This is a genomic window from Flagellimonas alvinocaridis (assembly GCF_004916895.1).
Classification (GTDB): Bacteria; Bacteroidota; Bacteroidia; order Flavobacteriales; family Flavobacteriaceae; genus Flagellimonas; species Flagellimonas alvinocaridis.
In genome coordinates, this window is record NZ_SNTZ01000008.1 from 1 (window position 1) to 13893 (window position 13893).

The window sequence follows — 13893 nt, forward strand, 5'->3', positions numbered from 1 at the left end:
TTTGGATTGGACAAAAAGATATTGGAAAACCGTAAATTGATAAAGAGAAGAACGATGCTCAAAAGAAGAAAAGAGCACCAAATTCAAAAGTTGAAACTATGACTTAACTTTGGACTGGGCCAGTTCAGATTCGTTTGAAGACGTACACCAGGATTCTGATGAATATTTGGATTAATAAATATTTCGGATTCAGGTATTGGTAGTAAAATATCCGTTGCTTCCCATCCAATTTTTATAGGAGATAATACGGCATTTGCTCTATTCCAACGTTTTAAATCCCACCATCTATGACCATATTCGCAAAAAAATTCAACACGTCTTTCTTGCTCAATAGCAGATAATATAGAAATTCTGTCACCAGCTGTTATCATCGAAAGTCCAGCGCGACTTCGAATCATGTTAATATCATTTCTTGCTCCTGTAAAATTACCCTGTTCTGCTCTAGCTTCAGCTCTTATTAAATATTGTTCTGCTAGTCTTAAAATGACTGAATATTCTTGAGATGTAGGAGTTGGATCTTTTAACTTATATTTAAAAGGGAAATACCAGGTATTAGATAAACCATCTGTATAACTTCCAACCCATTGATTTTTTCTTTCGTCTTCAAATTCAAAAGCATTTAAAAAATCCGGTCGAAGTGATACATTTACTGGTGCTGATTCTAAAATAAAAATTGATCCTTCACCTGAATTTTGTCCATTTGATCCTGGCCACCATTGCCAAATAGCCTCCTTGCTATCTTTTAAAAATACTTCACTTAAGTTGCTCACTAAATTAAAATCTGATGAATTGTTAATTATACTTGTTGACTCATTTTCTGCTTTTTCCCAGTCTTTTACAAATAAATATGTCCTAGCTAACAACGCTGACGCAACCCATCTATTTGCTCTCACTCTTTCTTCATTAGAAAAAGAATAATCATTTGATAGATTTGATTTTGCTGTCAAAAGGTCCTCAATAATGTTAGCATAAACATCTTCAATAGAAATTCTAAATGGAGTATTATTAATTTCATAATCTGTTGATGTGATATATGGAATATCTCCAAAAAGATTACTTAAATATAAGTGTGAATATGCCCTTATAAATCTGGCTTCTGCTTCTAATTGAGTTTTTAATTCAGGAGAAACTTCACTTGTAGGTTCATTTAAATTCTTAATAATTAAATTTGATTTATATATTACATTATAAACATCTCCCCAAACACCTGAAATAAGTGTATTATTGGGAAAAACATTATTATTATAGAACTCTAAATAACTTTGATCTAGACCGTTAGCAGGAATTAACTCGTCTGTTAATAAACCATTGAGTATTGTTGAACCATTAATGGTACTTCCTAAAAAACCTCCTGACATTTGACTATATAATGACGATAGAGCAGCAGTTGCTGTGAGGTCATCCTTAAATACAGATTCACTGGTTAATCCTGTTATTGGAGGCTCAATATCAACAAAGTCTTCGCATGATACTATTATTAATGCACATACTAAAAATAGTAAGTTAATAATTTTGATTTTTTGATTTGAAAACACTTGGATAATATTTGGTTTGATTAATTTAGATATTCTTTTCATAATATTGATTTTTAAATCTTGATTCATACTCATTGAATTTAAAATGTTATTTGAACCCCAAGCACTAAAGTTGTTAAGGGTGGTAATACTGCACTTCCGAAATTTTCCGGATCCAAACCAATGTAATTTGTAAAGGTTAATAGGTTTTGGCCTTGTAAATAAATACGGCTCTTAATACCTTTTAAAGGCTTTTCAGGGATTTGGTAGGATAATTCAACATTCTTTAATCGAATAAAGGATGCATCGACAATGGCTGCGTCACTACTAGGGTATCTTAAATTAGATAATGATGAGTCAGAATTATACCCAGTGGTAAACTGCTGAATCGATGAATTGTCGCCAGGATTCTGCCATCTATCCAAAAGATATCTTGGTAGATTTCCTTGAATACCTGGAAAAAGGCCTAAATTATTAAAATAACTCAAACCTGTTTGCTTAACAAATTGAAATAAGAAATCAATTTGAAATCTATTAATCGAAATACTATTATTAATTCCACCAAACATTTTTTGTCCAACATTTTTTACTAAAAGTCTATCATTAGCGGTTATAATTCCGTCTCCATCCATATCTTCAAATTCATATATACCAGTTTCAGAATTAACTCCTAATAATTTATATCTTTTTAAAATACTCAATGGTTCTCCTACAACATATTGATTTCTATAAGTTGAATTTTCAATGTCTGGAAAATCAACTAGTTTGTTTCTTGGAATTGTTAAATTAGCACTTGTCACCCAAGTAAAACCATTTTTTTTAATATTCAGTGTTTGAAATTCTAATTCAAGGCCTGTATTTTGTACTGTAGCTGGAAGATTCCTTCTTATTCCTGTGAAACCTGTTGTCATTGCCAATGTATAATCTAATAATTGATTTGAGGAACGATTTCGAAAGTAACTGGCTGAAAAAACAATTCGATTATTAATATATGCTTGTTCAAGTCCAACTTCAAGTTTTTTATTAACTTCCCATGCGTAATTAGGATTATATAAACTGGTTGGGCTTAAGCCGTTTATGTCTTGATAAACTCCTACAGAATTATAATTATCGAGATAAGCATAATCATCAATTTGATCATTTCCAGAAGTTCCATAACTAATTCTTAATTTCCCATAACTTAAAAAAGGTAAATTCTTTTTAATACTATTTTCTTCAGAAAAAATCCATGCTGCTCCAATTGCTCCAAAATTTGCAAATTTTTTGCCTGGTCCAAACCGACTTGACCCATCTCGACGTCCAGTTAAATTTAAAATGTATTTCTCTTTCCATAAATAATTTATCCTTCCATAAATCGCATCATATTTATATTTTCTAAAATCATAACTATCTATAGCTTCATTAGTTGCTGCTGCAATATTTTCAACCAAAGCATCTGAACTGAACCCTCTTCCAATTTGTACTATTTTTTCACTCTCTTGTGCTTGGAAAGAAGTTCCTATCAAGAAATTTAGCTGACCATCTCCCAATTTAGACGAATAACTGATTTGTGGCTCAAAAATCCATGATTGCAAACGGTGTGTGTTAATTTGAACCCTTGATCTTTCTGAAGTTACATTTCTACTTGGATCAGAAACCAATGTTGCGGGAAAAACATTTCTATCTCCAAATCTTGAATCATTAAACCCTAAATTCATTTTAATTTCAAATCCAGAGAAAATCTTATAACCAATTTGAGCATTGGCTATTAGATTATTATTTTTTGCTTTATATCTATATTCATTTCTCGCAAGTGGATTATTCCAAGTTCCATTTTCCCAATTCAGTTCCCCATCATCATTGTAAAGATTAGGAGCATTTGGAGATAACGTTAAAGCTGTTCTTGTTAAATCTGTCGCTAATAAATTGTTTTTATCAACTAAATAATTTGCACTAGCAGTAACATTAAATTTTTGATCCAGTGAAAGATGGTTAAAGGACATGTGAGCAGATTTCTTATTATACTTGTAATCTCCTTGAAATACTGTAGTTTCTTCATACTGACCTCCACTCAATAAAAATTGAGTATTTGAATTACCCCCAGAAAAAGATATTTGAGTATTAGTAACATTAGCAGTACCTCCTATTAATTCCTTTTGCCAATCAGTATATTGATTTTGATCCCATGCTCCATTCATATCATATTCCCATGATTCCCAATTCGTTCTTGAATCATTTATCAAGGCTTCATTTCTCATTTCAATATATTCTTGAGTATTTAATAATTTAACTTTATGACCTACTTTACTAATTCCACTATAAATATTCAAGTCTATTTTTGTTTTACCAACTTTACCTTTTTTTGTAGTAATTAAAATCACACCATTAGCTCCACGTGATCCATAAATCGCTGTAGCATCTGCATCTTTTAAAACTTCAATACTTTCAATATCATTAGTATTTATAATATTTAATGGATTTACTCCGCTACCTCCAGGGTATGTGCCTCCTGAAGTTGTATCAGAACTTAAACTTGATGAATTGAAAGGAACTCCATCAATTACATACAAAGGATTGTTACCATTGAGGATACTATTTTTTCCGCGTATAACTACATCAAAATTGCCCCCCGGTAATCCATTCTCCTGCTGTATATATAGACCCGAAACTCTTCCTTGCAATGTTTGCATCGGATTTGATACTGGTTGTTTTTCAATCTCTCTTGTAGTTATTTTACTTATATTCCCTGTAGAAGTACGTTTGGATGTCTTGTAATACCCTGCATTCAAAACCACCTCGCCTAGCTCACTAACTTCTTCTTTTATCGTTACATTAATAACACTTTGGTTGCCCACAGTAATTTCTTGGGTTGCAAACCCCAAAGCAGAGAATACCAAGACATTTTCTGGGTTGGGTACGGTAATGCTGTAAGAGCCGTCAAAGTCGGTTGCGGTGCCGTTGGTGGTGCCTTTTATGAGCACTGTTACACCAGGGATGGGCTGTCCGTTTTCGTCCGAGACCTTTCCGGTGACCTGTTGCTGTTCGCTCCTTTTCCTTTCCTTGATCACTATGGTATTGTTCCCTGTCACCACCACGTTGAGTTGGGCTCCGGAAAGGGTCTGGTTGATGAGCTTGTCCATCCGGATTGTACCCTTTTTCAGTTCTACCTTAGGCAGGTCTTTGAACAAGTCCGCTTTATAGATGAACAGATAGTCAGTAGTCTGGGACTTGATGATACGGAATACCTCATCGACGGACACGGTCCTGTCGGTATCGATGGTGATCCGTTGGGAGATGCCTTCTTTGGGGGTCAGCCCGAAGGTGGCGACACAGAATAAGAGGATTAGCGTGCGCATGATACATTTCAATAGCCCATCTATTTTGGGATAGAGGGATTCTCTAAGATTAATTTCCATACTTTTGAGTGTTACTTGTTAGTTATTGAACTGATAATTGACGTTGGGAGGGTATGGTTGGCACTTGTCAGGTAAAGACCATATGCTCCCTTTTGTTATTGCTTTCTGGTTGTTAGGTGTTGGGTTTTGGTCTCATAGTGCTTGGTTTTTGGTTTATTGTTTTTCGGTATTCGGTTATTTGTTGGGGTCATGGACCCCGTTTTGTTTATGGTTTATTGTTGTTCTTGCCTTCGCGCCGGCTGGCCCCTTCGCTGAAATCGTCCACTGGACGATGTTCTATACGCTCGGTCCTGTTGTTTATTCGAGTATTCGGCAATCAGGTTTCAACCCTTGACTTTTTAACTTTTAACCCTTGTCTCCTGCCTTGGGCAGGCAAACCCTTAACTTTTAACTCGCAACTCATAACTCTTTTCCTTTTTCATTCATTTGACCTCTTTTATCCCGATGGTCTATTTAAGAATGACCCGGTTCCCGTGTATCTCATAGGTCCGGATGGTCTCGGTGCCGATAAGGGCACGTAAGATTTCCTCGATCTGGTACCGCTTATTGATGGAGCCGCTGTATTCGACGGACGGTAATCGGTCATCCCCAAAGGTGACCTCCATATCGTACCAGCGTTCCAGGACGTCCATGATGTCCTCCAGGGTGGCGTGTTCGAAACTGAACACCCCCTGCCTCCAGGCCACCACGTCATAGACGTTCACGGTGGAGAGGGTCCCTGATCTGTTCTCGACATCATATCGGAATTGCTGATCGGGCAACAGGTCTTCCGTTTTTCCATCATGGGCCAGGGCCACTTTCCCTTCGACCAGGGTCGTATAGATGACGGGCTCGTCCGCATAGGCCCTGATGTTGAACTGCGTGCCCAATACCTCCACGATTTGGTTGTTGCCCCTCGACTGCGCTCGGGGTGACAATACTTTAAAGTGTGAGCCTTTATGTTCGGTGCTGGGGGATACCTCAAAATAGGCCTCCCCATAGACGAGCTCCACTTCACGGGCCTCTCCATCGGTAAAGGCCACGGGGTATCTTAGTTGGGATTCCGAATTGAGCCATACCTTGGTGCCATCGGCGAGTATGATGAAGAACTGGCCGCCACGGGGGATGGTGAGGGTGTTGGTTGCGGGTTGCGGGTTGCGGTTTTGGGGTTCCGCTCGGGATGACACATACACAAGTTCTTCGCCGTTACTGGAAACATTAGGGGTCTGATAGACCCTCCCTTTTTCCAGGGCCACCTCGGTGCCGTCCTCCAGGGTCAGGGTGGCCCTGTCGGTCCCGGGGGTGATCTGGTTGTCGACAATGATCGGGGGGGCCATGGGCCCTTTGGTGTTTTGGTCCAACTGTTGTTTTATCAGGAAGGTGATGGCCATGATCCCCACAAAGACGGCGGCGATCCGCAGTAAGGTCCTTGTCGACCAACGTCTTTGATGTTTTAGGCTGCGTACCCTCCCGCGGTTGTCCAGAATGCGTTGCCATAGGGCATCGATATCCGTTTGGGAGAGGTGTTCCACCTCCCCGGCCAGTTGTTGTACCCCTCGGCGGGCCTGGGCCACGGTCCCTTTTTTTTCGGGATGGTCGGCCAGCCAGTCCGCCCAGAAGGCCTCGCTCCGGCCATCGGGCTCCAGCACCCATTGTTGGAAATCTTTGTCCTGGATAAAATCCGCTATGTCGTAGTCTTCGTATGCCATTGAATTGGTATGAACCAGGGGAGCTTCAATGGTCCCCTTTCTCCCTAAGAGGAAAACTTTTGGGGATTACTTCAATTTAATAGCATTTTTTTAAAGTTTTCTTGATGTTGCGGCAAGGTTCTTAACATTTTTGGCAGGAAAATGGGAAATTTATTGACGATTCAGGGCCCATTGACGGGGCCTGTCCTGGGCCCTTCGGCTGCGCTCAGGATAAACTCTACCGAAAGGCCCAGGGTCTACGCTGTGGAAATGCATATAGGCAGGAAGGCCCACGACAAAAAACTATCGGGGACGCCGAGCGTCAGGAGCGGAGCAGGGAGACGACAAAGCCGAGGTAGGCCCAGGTGTCCATATGCTGCCGCATTTGGTGGATGGCGCGCGCCATCAGGTTGTAGACGGCCTTTTTGTCGGTGCCCATGATCTCGGCGATCTCCCCATAATCCAAGCGGGCGTAGTATTTCAGGTGGATGACCTCGCGCTGTCTGGGGTTGAGCTGGGCAAGGGCCTTTTGGAGGCCTTTGTGGCCTTCTTCCTTGCGCTGTTCCTCGATCAGACTACTCTCGGTGGAGGGGGTGGGCTCCATTTCCTCCTCGTCGATGGGAAAGAGCTGTTTCCGCCGTTTCCCGGCCCGGTCGATGACCTTGCGTCGGATGGAGCGGTAGAGGTAGGACTTGATGGCCCGGACCTTGCCGAGGCGTTCCTTGGCGTCCCAGAGTTCGACAAAAAGATCCTGGATGGCGTCCATGACGAGTTCCCGGTCGCGGACGAGCTTCATGCCGTAGCCGTAAAGGCGGTCGGCGTTCTCTTGGTAGATGGTGGCGTAGGCGGTCTCGTTCCCGCGCTGGAAGGCGGTCCAGAGCTGGAGGTCGGTCATGGGGGCATTCCCGTCTTGGGACCGGTCGCCGTTATGGGTCCCGTCCCGATCTGCGCCGAAGAAAAAGGAGAAGGTCTCTGCCACAATTCCGTGTTTTTCAATCCCCTAAATATGGTCGGGGGTCGGGCTAAAGGTATAATAAATTTTACATTGGGGTAATGAAAATATAATGTGTAGTCCTTTGCTTTTGGACGGCGTGGGAGTATTCTGTCGCGGTCATGGACCGCTTTTGGTTTGCTTACTCTTGCCGGAGGGGGGATAGTTGGGTCATGGACCCCTTTTGGTTTGTTCGCTCTTGCTGGATGGGGTTGGGTGGGTCACGGACCCCTTTTGGTTTGCTCACTCTTACTGGATGGGGTTGGTTGGGTCATGGGGGTCAACATGGTGAAAACAGGCAGCAGAATTGTAAAAATCCAAAAAAATAAAGTCCCCTTTTCATTGTTCCAGTTGTTTGATCAAGTATGCCTCCAATTGATCCATTGTTACGCCAAATCCCTGGTTCATGTTGTCGATCATGGCATAATAGGTGGCCTCTTGCTCGGCAGTTGCATTGATGGGGTGTCCCGAAAGGGTCAAGGTTGTGATCCCATTGTTTTCGTCAAGGGTCACCTGGTTGAAAATCTCCAATGGAAAGTCGATCGGGAATGGTGATTTGCAAATGTTCCCCTCTTCATCTGAAAATGAGCTGACAAATTCTATCAAGTCCGGTCGGAGCATGTTCTTATAGTGCAGCACCCCCCACATGATCTGTCCGTTCCCCTGCATGTTGTAATGCACCTTTCCACCTTGTCTGAAGTCAAAAAGTGCCACGGTCACGGGCATCCCGGGCTGTCCCCACCATTGGGCAAATGCCCCTGCGGTCGAAAATGCGTCAAATACCAACGTTTTTGGGGCTTCGAATTCACGCACAATTTTTAGGCCTGCTCTTTTGTTCGATCGATTTTCCATTTTTCTATTTTTTTAAATTATTATCGGATTGGATTTTGGTCAAGTAATTGTCAAGCGAATCGAATCTATCGTTCCAAAACTGTCGGTATTGGTCCACCCAGTTGGAGACCTCCTTTAGTGCCGCCAATTTCGGTTCGCAGAATCTTTCCCGTCCTTCCTGCCTTATGCTGACAATACCGCACTCCGTCAAAATTTTGATGTGCTGCGAGACAGCGGGCCTGCTGATATTGAAATTTTCGGCAATGGCATTCAGGTTCATGGACTCTTTGACGATCAGGTTTATTATTTGCCGCCTTGTGGGGTCTGCTATGGCCTGAAAAACATCACGTCTGGCTTCTGTCGACATATTGTGTAAGCGTTTGGTTACGCAAATATATATGTAAGCATTTGGTTACGCAAGTTTATTTTGCGTTTTGGTGAGAAAATCAGAAAGGGAAGTATAATCTAGGTCATTTGTTTCCAAATGGACACCAACGGTGTTCCCTGTTTGGGTTTTTAGAACGTTATCTATTCCAACACTTTCGGTAATTTCTTGGTCAGTTGCCTTTTCCAGCCCATTTGCATAATGAAACCGATAACGACAAGTTCAATCCTTTATGGCCCGAATGCTCCAACTATAGGACTGTCCCGCCTCAGGTCGGTCCCGACTTAAAACTCAATATCGGGTCCAACTTGGTAAAAATTCCTTTTGTCATTTTATCCGCAGTGCCGGAATGGATGCCTGCACAGGCCAAAGCCTTTTCGCCTGTGGCCCCGCCACGATAGGTATAGGAAATATATTCCTGTGGCCTGACATCGATCATTTTACCATGTGTGGTCCCGTCCCAACCTTTTTGGGGTTTCATCCGAAAGGTGAAGTAATATCCCGGAGTAGGTCCAATGTTATTTTCCGTTTGCCTTATTTTCCAATACCATTTCCAGTTTTTGCAGTTTTGAAAGCCAAAAACCATCAAAATGGTCGATCCATTCCTGTAATTGGTCAAAGCCGTCCTGTTTCAGGATGCAGTACCGTTCCCTACCAATGTCCTGTATGGAAATAAACCCTGCCTTGTTCAGGATCTTGATGTGTTTGGATACCGCAGGGCGGCTCATCTCAAAATTTTCCGCAAGGGCACCTATGGTCAGACTGTCCTTTGACAAAAGCTGTAGAATATGCCGCCTGCTAGGGTCTGCAACAACTTGGAAGGCATCCAATTTATATGATGTCATGTGACGAAAGATTCAGTTGCTTGGACATGCGTTTGCCAATTTTTGCCCACCCTTTGTCCATAATGATAAAGGCCAGGTAGTTTTTGACACCTTTGAACCCTTCATGTTCCAACTCCAGAACCGTACCATGGTCCACTGGTGTGAGTATCCAGGTGACCGTGGAGACGAGTGATGGATTTTCCTTGGACAGACCTCCCTTCCATGAATAAACGAGTTTTTTATAGGGGACGATTTCCAGTACCTCACAATAGATCCTTCCATCAAAACCCAATGGGTATTTTGGTTTTGCGCCAAACTGGAACTTGTGACCGACCACGGGCTTAAAATCGTTCGGCATGAGCCATTGGGCCAATAGCTCGGAATCGGTCAAGTGTTCCCAGACAATTTCAACGGGCTGTGAAAATGCGAACCGATGCTTGATTTCTCTTTGCATAATATGTAACTTTTAGGTTACGCAAATATAAATGTAACTTGTAGGTTACGCAAATTTTTAAACGGGATTTTGTTCTGGAATCGCCGAAGGGCAAAAAAAGGCTTTGAATTGTCCTGGGCGGTGGGAAAGGAGATCTATTTTGACCATGGGACACATCCAAATACTGGAATCTTCCCGGGGCCGTAATGCCTGTTATCGGTCGATGGCATTTGACCTGAGGTCATTGTTGTGGTTCTTTATCGTGCGGGATTGCGAGGCATCGCAAATCAGGCATCCGGTGTTCCTTGGTAGTAATCATATCGTTCCTTTCATCGAATTGAAGGCGGTTTATTTGCTCGGGTGTCACTATCCTTTTAGTTTCGGCATCCAATTTCGATCCCAATGGAGCTGATGCCTTGACTTTACAAGATTCTTTGGTTTTTCCATAATATGGCAGCCTGCCGTCCCGTAACCGGAAAAGCGAATTCATTTATCCGGGTCAGCTGTCGGGGGCAGGCTGTTCTTTTCCACCAGTTGAAGTACCTTGAACACTTCATCCCTGGTCTCGTCGGAATATCGGTACAGGTTGAGAAGCACATTGGCATCAAAGGTGAACAGGGCTTTGCGCCAGATTTCCTCCACTTTTTTTTCGGTCGGTCTGAAATACCCTGGGAATTCGTCTTTCATTTTATGCACTTATGTAATCTTGGGAAGTTTTCTTCCAAGGGTTGAATATTAAGGATATTGATCGGGCCGTATCCATTTTTCCATAATTAATGGCAGCGAGGCATTGTTTGCCCCTAATCAAAAACTTTCCTTTTTGATCACTATTGAACAATGGGTTGGAAAAACTCCCCGATCTTTTTAAAGTTGAAGGCCTTGGACAGGGTGGCGACAAAGAACGGTCGGGGATTGATGGCGGAGTTGGTCACCTCGGCCTGTAGGGTGATCCCGGATTTGGCATCGGTGACCCAGGCCCTTCCGGAAAAGAAGATATCGCTCCGTTGCCGGATCTCAGAGGTCCTGAGGCCCTCTTCGAGGACCCGATCGTAATTGGAGGCATAGCCGATGGAACCGTGGACCCTGACACTGATCTTCTCATTTTCCAGGGACAGGAAAACCCCGAGTATCCCAAGATTGAAGGCATATTCGTTATAAACTCGGGTGTACAGGGGCGGTGGTGGGTTGATGGTGGTCGATTTGCCGCCGGTATAGTCCAATATGGCCTCTTCCCTGCTTAGGTCCAGGGCCATAGTGTCGCGGGTTTCCCTCTCCAGGTCTATGAAACTGAGGGTGGTCCGCCGGTAGACGAACTCGATGGAGGGGGCATAGTAGAAATCGATCTTGCGGTCCGGGTGGTTGGACCGGAACAGCCCCAGTTTGATCAAGGGGCTGATATGGGCCCCGATATTGTCGGTCACCCATTTGTTGGCGTAGTAATCGGAGATGGTGATACGCTGGCTGGTGGTGTCGGTAAGGGCCTCGAATCGGACCTCCCTTCGGATGGTCCCACTGGAATCGGTCTGGGTAAAGGCCCTGTTGCCATAAAGGCTCAGGTAAAACCCGACATTGCCATTGTCCCCGGCCTTGGGCCTGTCATAGACATTGGTGGCAAAGAACAGGTCTTTAGCCCGGATGCCTTCGACCAAATCGAAATTGGTGCCTACATAGGCCAAGTATTTGTAGCCGTCCAAGGCTTCTTGGTAGGAGTTCAGGAGGATTTCCAGCTTTTGGTGCTCTGCCGTATTGGTCAATGCCTGTGCGGAGCTGTCCTTGGGGGAAACCTTGATCTGCAGCATCAGCCTGCGTTGCCGGTCCGCGATACTGTCACCAGTGATTCTAAGGAGAATTTCATGGCCTTTGCCGAGACTCGACAGGTCGGCCTTTTCAAAATAGAGTTGGTACCCCGAAGGCAAAATGTCGGTATTGCTTTCGTCGACTTTGATTTCGACTTGGTACTGTTCCAATACTTCCTTTGTGGTTTCCGGGGATTCCATCTTTAGGGTCAGTGGGACATAGACGTCCTTTTTGGTCCGGGTGACATCGATCTTATCGGTGCCAAACCCCACCTTTAGGGTTTGTGCGTGCAGCTGGAGGCCAAAGGCCATGCAGAACAGACTGGCAAAAAATAGTGTTGTTTTCATTATGTATATCGGTTTGGTTACGAATATGCCATAACGGGGTCTGTCCCAATTTTAATTGGGAACTGTAAGGAATAAAGGGGCATTGGGGGAAGTTGGATGGAATCATCCGATGCTTAAATTTAGGGTTTTTCGCATTAATTTTATTAGAGATAATCCTTAAAAATTATGGGGTTTTTCCGTAATTCATAGAAAAAGGAGGGATTGGGATCGTAGCGACTTGGGGACATTGGGGAACATCCTTTGCCGGCCTTTGTTGACAAAATGGTATGGCACTATGTCGTGCCCTTTCCATTAATCGTTACTTTTAGTCTTCACTAACAGGGGGTGGGGGCCGGATGCCCTTCCCTATAAACCTACCATAATGGACACTTTTCGGGCAGATGCGACATTGGAATCGGTATTACTGGGCCATGGTTTTGTGGAGACCACCTCGGCACGGGATCGGCTGAAGGGCAAAAAGAGCTTTAAATTGTCCCGGACGGCGAGAAAGGAGATCTATTTTGACTATGAGCACATCCGGATCCTGGAATCTTCCCGGGGCCATGATGCCTGTTATCGGTTGACGGCATTTGACCTGAGGTCGTTGCTGTGGTTCTTCAAGGCGGGGTCGAACGATCTGCGAGAGGTTTTTCCAACGGGGAGGTTCAGGTTCGATACGGTCGGGGCACGTTTGGAACGCATCCGGGCGGAATGGGAGGCGTTGGCGAGAACGGGCCTGCACCGGCCCAGAAGATCAAAGCTCCAACGGATCCTGGACAGTTTTGACCAGATCCAGTTCAATTGAATCCACTGCTATGGACCATTTTCATCAATACCTCCAATCGTTATGGTAGACAAGAAATCCGACCAAGAGAAAATTCACGTGGAAGCGGCACCGACTTCCAAAAGGAAACTCGAGATCGAATTGCAGCGCAAAGAAATCCAAAAGATCGATGCTGAAATCAAATCCCATCGTTACAATCAGTGGATAGAGTTCATCAAAATAGGGATCATGGTCTTCGGTGGAGGGGTTTTGTTCCTTGCCATACAACAACCGGATTCCTTTGCCGGTAGACGGAGTTCCGATGAGGCCATTGCCCGGGAACGGGCTCAACTGGTATTGGAACTGCTCAAGGAACCAGATCCGGAAAAAATAGACCTTGGCCTTACGGTGATCAAATCCGCTTACCCCGGAAGGGACGAAAAATGGATCGGTGAGATCCAAAGCATCTATGCCGATAAGGCCAATCTTAAAAAAATCGTGGACTATAAGGAGCGCTTTCAGGAACATCTTGAGGATCGGGACGATCTTATCGCTTCCTTTGCCAAGGAAATCTCAAGAAAAAGGGTCGACTCCCTTAAAGTGGCGGGCATCCAGGGAGAAATTGAACATATCGAAGGGGAACTCAATGCCATTAACCGAGGTCTGGGCAGTTTAGGGGCCAGTCACGTCTTTTTTGAACCCTTTCGTCCCTAATGGACGAGCCCTCTGTTCCGGTCCGGGTCGGTATTGGAGCGGAAAAGGGCCGTGGTCCCCAAGAGGGGCAAAAAGTTTTGCCTATCTTTGGATATGGGCTTTTGGGATCTTATCGGTATCATGGCTTCCCTTTTGGGGATTTTTTCTTTTCTTAAGAACGATACGGGCCTTTTGAAAAACCGCCCTTTGGCCCGTAAATTTCGGTTCTCCTTTTTTAAAAAAATCTTTTTTGGACGTGTCAACCGTAAATCGG

15 protein-coding genes are annotated in these 13893 nt (G+C 43.8%); 3 read left to right on the forward strand and 12 right to left on the reverse strand.

The genetic code is table 11. The features are described 5' to 3' along the window. Window positions 1-83: 83 nt before the first annotated feature. Together EZV76_RS12810 and EZV76_RS12815 are read right to left on the reverse strand one after the other, a co-directional pair. Window positions 84-1604 (reverse strand): RagB/SusD family nutrient uptake outer membrane protein, encoded by a 1521-nt coding sequence (locus EZV76_RS12810; RefSeq protein WP_161594416.1) that lies wholly within the window; start codon window positions 1602-1604, stop codon window positions 84-86. Between the two features lie 11 nt (window positions 1605-1615). After that, entirely contained in the window at window positions 1616-4561 is a 2946-nt protein-coding gene (locus EZV76_RS12815; protein ID WP_161594417.1) for a SusC/RagA family TonB-linked outer membrane protein, read from the reverse strand. Between the two features lie 33 nt (window positions 4562-4594). Between EZV76_RS12815 and EZV76_RS17080 the strand changes: the two genes are divergently transcribed. Continuing rightward, on the forward strand, window positions 4595-4831 hold the full coding sequence (locus EZV76_RS17080) for a hypothetical protein (RefSeq protein WP_161594418.1): 237 nt from the start codon (window positions 4595-4597) through the stop codon (window positions 4829-4831). A gap of 527 nt (window positions 4832-5358) precedes the next feature. Here EZV76_RS17080 and EZV76_RS12820 read toward each other — a convergent pair. The 9 genes from EZV76_RS12820 to EZV76_RS12860 form a co-directional block, all read right to left on the reverse strand. Then, window positions 5359-6597 carry a FecR family protein gene (locus EZV76_RS12820; RefSeq protein ID WP_136566966.1) on the reverse strand — a complete coding sequence of 413 codons (1239 nt, stop codon included), beginning with the start codon at window positions 6595-6597 and terminating at the stop codon, window positions 5359-5361. A gap of 301 nt (window positions 6598-6898) precedes the next feature. Beyond that, on the reverse strand, window positions 6899-7555 hold the full coding sequence (locus tag EZV76_RS12825) for an RNA polymerase sigma factor (protein WP_136566967.1): 657 nt from the start codon (window positions 7553-7555) through the stop codon (window positions 6899-6901). 351 nt (window positions 7556-7906) lie between these two features. Further along, window positions 7907-8419, reverse strand: coding sequence for an SRPBCC family protein (locus tag EZV76_RS12830; RefSeq protein ID WP_136566968.1), 513 nt, complete (start codon window positions 8417-8419; stop codon window positions 7907-7909). Between the two features lie 4 nt (window positions 8420-8423). Further along, window positions 8424-8765, reverse strand: a complete 342-nt coding sequence (locus tag EZV76_RS12835; protein WP_136566969.1) for an ArsR/SmtB family transcription factor — start codon at window positions 8763-8765, stop codon at window positions 8424-8426. Between the two features lie 286 nt (window positions 8766-9051). Further along, on the reverse strand, window positions 9052-9264 hold the full coding sequence (locus tag EZV76_RS12840; protein ID WP_136566970.1) for a hypothetical protein: 213 nt from the start codon (window positions 9262-9264) through the stop codon (window positions 9052-9054). Between the two features lie 37 nt (window positions 9265-9301). Then, on the reverse strand, window positions 9302-9628 hold the full coding sequence (locus tag EZV76_RS12845; RefSeq protein WP_136566971.1) for an ArsR/SmtB family transcription factor: 327 nt from the start codon (window positions 9626-9628) through the stop codon (window positions 9302-9304). Further along, the gene (locus EZV76_RS12850; protein WP_136566972.1) at window positions 9615-10061 is read right to left on the reverse strand and encodes an SRPBCC family protein; all 447 of its coding nucleotides are present in this window, start codon (window positions 10059-10061) and stop codon (window positions 9615-9617) included. Before EZV76_RS12850 ends, EZV76_RS12845 begins: the two co-directional genes overlap by 14 nt. 465 nt (window positions 10062-10526) lie before the next feature. Beyond that, complete coding sequence (locus EZV76_RS12855; RefSeq protein WP_136566973.1) at window positions 10527-10727, reverse strand: PIN-like domain-containing protein; 201 nt, start codon at window positions 10725-10727, stop codon at window positions 10527-10529. A 140-nt stretch (window positions 10728-10867) separates the two neighbouring features. Next, window positions 10868-12184, reverse strand: coding sequence for a hypothetical protein (locus EZV76_RS12860; RefSeq protein WP_136566974.1), 1317 nt, complete (start codon window positions 12182-12184; stop codon window positions 10868-10870). A gap of 361 nt (window positions 12185-12545) precedes the next feature. Here EZV76_RS12860 and EZV76_RS12865 point away from each other — a divergent pair, with 361 nt between their 5' ends. Further along, a complete protein-coding gene (locus EZV76_RS12865) occupies window positions 12546-12968 on the forward strand; it encodes a hypothetical protein (RefSeq protein ID WP_136566975.1) in 423 nt (140 codons plus the stop codon). A 42-nt stretch (window positions 12969-13010) separates the two neighbouring features. Continuing rightward, window positions 13011-13640, forward strand: a complete 630-nt coding sequence (locus EZV76_RS12870) for a hypothetical protein (protein WP_136566976.1) — start codon at window positions 13011-13013, stop codon at window positions 13638-13640. Here the strand turns inward: EZV76_RS12870 and EZV76_RS17395 are convergent. After that, a complete protein-coding gene (locus EZV76_RS17395; protein ID WP_262709763.1) occupies window positions 13637-13762 on the reverse strand; it encodes a hypothetical protein in 126 nt (41 codons plus the stop codon). The genes EZV76_RS12870 and EZV76_RS17395 overlap by 4 nt on opposite strands. Window positions 13763-13893 lie beyond the last annotated feature (131 nt).

Coding starts and splice junctions, on each gene's coding strand:
- EZV76_RS12850 (WP_136566972.1), bottom strand. CDS start 10,061: ATGCAAAGAGAAATCAAGCATCGGTTCGCATTTTCACAGCCCGTTGAA.
- EZV76_RS12810 (WP_161594416.1), bottom strand. CDS start 1,604: ATGAATCAAGATTTAAAAATCAATATTATGAAAAGAATATCTAAATTA.
- EZV76_RS12830 (WP_136566968.1), bottom strand. CDS start 8,419: ATGGAAAATCGATCGAACAAAAGAGCAGGCCTAAAAATTGTGCGTGAA.
- EZV76_RS12855 (WP_136566973.1), bottom strand. CDS start 10,727: ATGAAAGACGAATTCCCAGGGTATTTCAGACCGACCGAAAAAAAAGTG.
- EZV76_RS12820 (WP_136566966.1), bottom strand. CDS start 6,597: ATGGCATACGAAGACTACGACATAGCGGATTTTATCCAGGACAAAGAT.
- EZV76_RS12860 (WP_136566974.1), bottom strand. CDS start 12,184: ATGAAAACAACACTATTTTTTGCCAGTCTGTTCTGCATGGCCTTTGGC.
- EZV76_RS12840 (WP_136566970.1), bottom strand. CDS start 9,264: ATGAAACCCCAAAAAGGTTGGGACGGGACCACACATGGTAAAATGATC.
- EZV76_RS12835 (WP_136566969.1), bottom strand. CDS start 8,765: ATGTCGACAGAAGCCAGACGTGATGTTTTTCAGGCCATAGCAGACCCC.
- EZV76_RS12845 (WP_136566971.1), bottom strand. CDS start 9,628: ATGACATCATATAAATTGGATGCCTTCCAAGTTGTTGCAGACCCTAGC.
- EZV76_RS12865 (WP_136566975.1), top strand. CDS start 12,546: ATGGACACTTTTCGGGCAGATGCGACATTGGAATCGGTATTACTGGGC.
- EZV76_RS17395 (WP_262709763.1), bottom strand. CDS start 13,762: ATGATACCGATAAGATCCCAAAAGCCCATATCCAAAGATAGGCAAAAC.
- EZV76_RS12870 (WP_136566976.1), top strand. CDS start 13,011: ATGGTAGACAAGAAATCCGACCAAGAGAAAATTCACGTGGAAGCGGCA.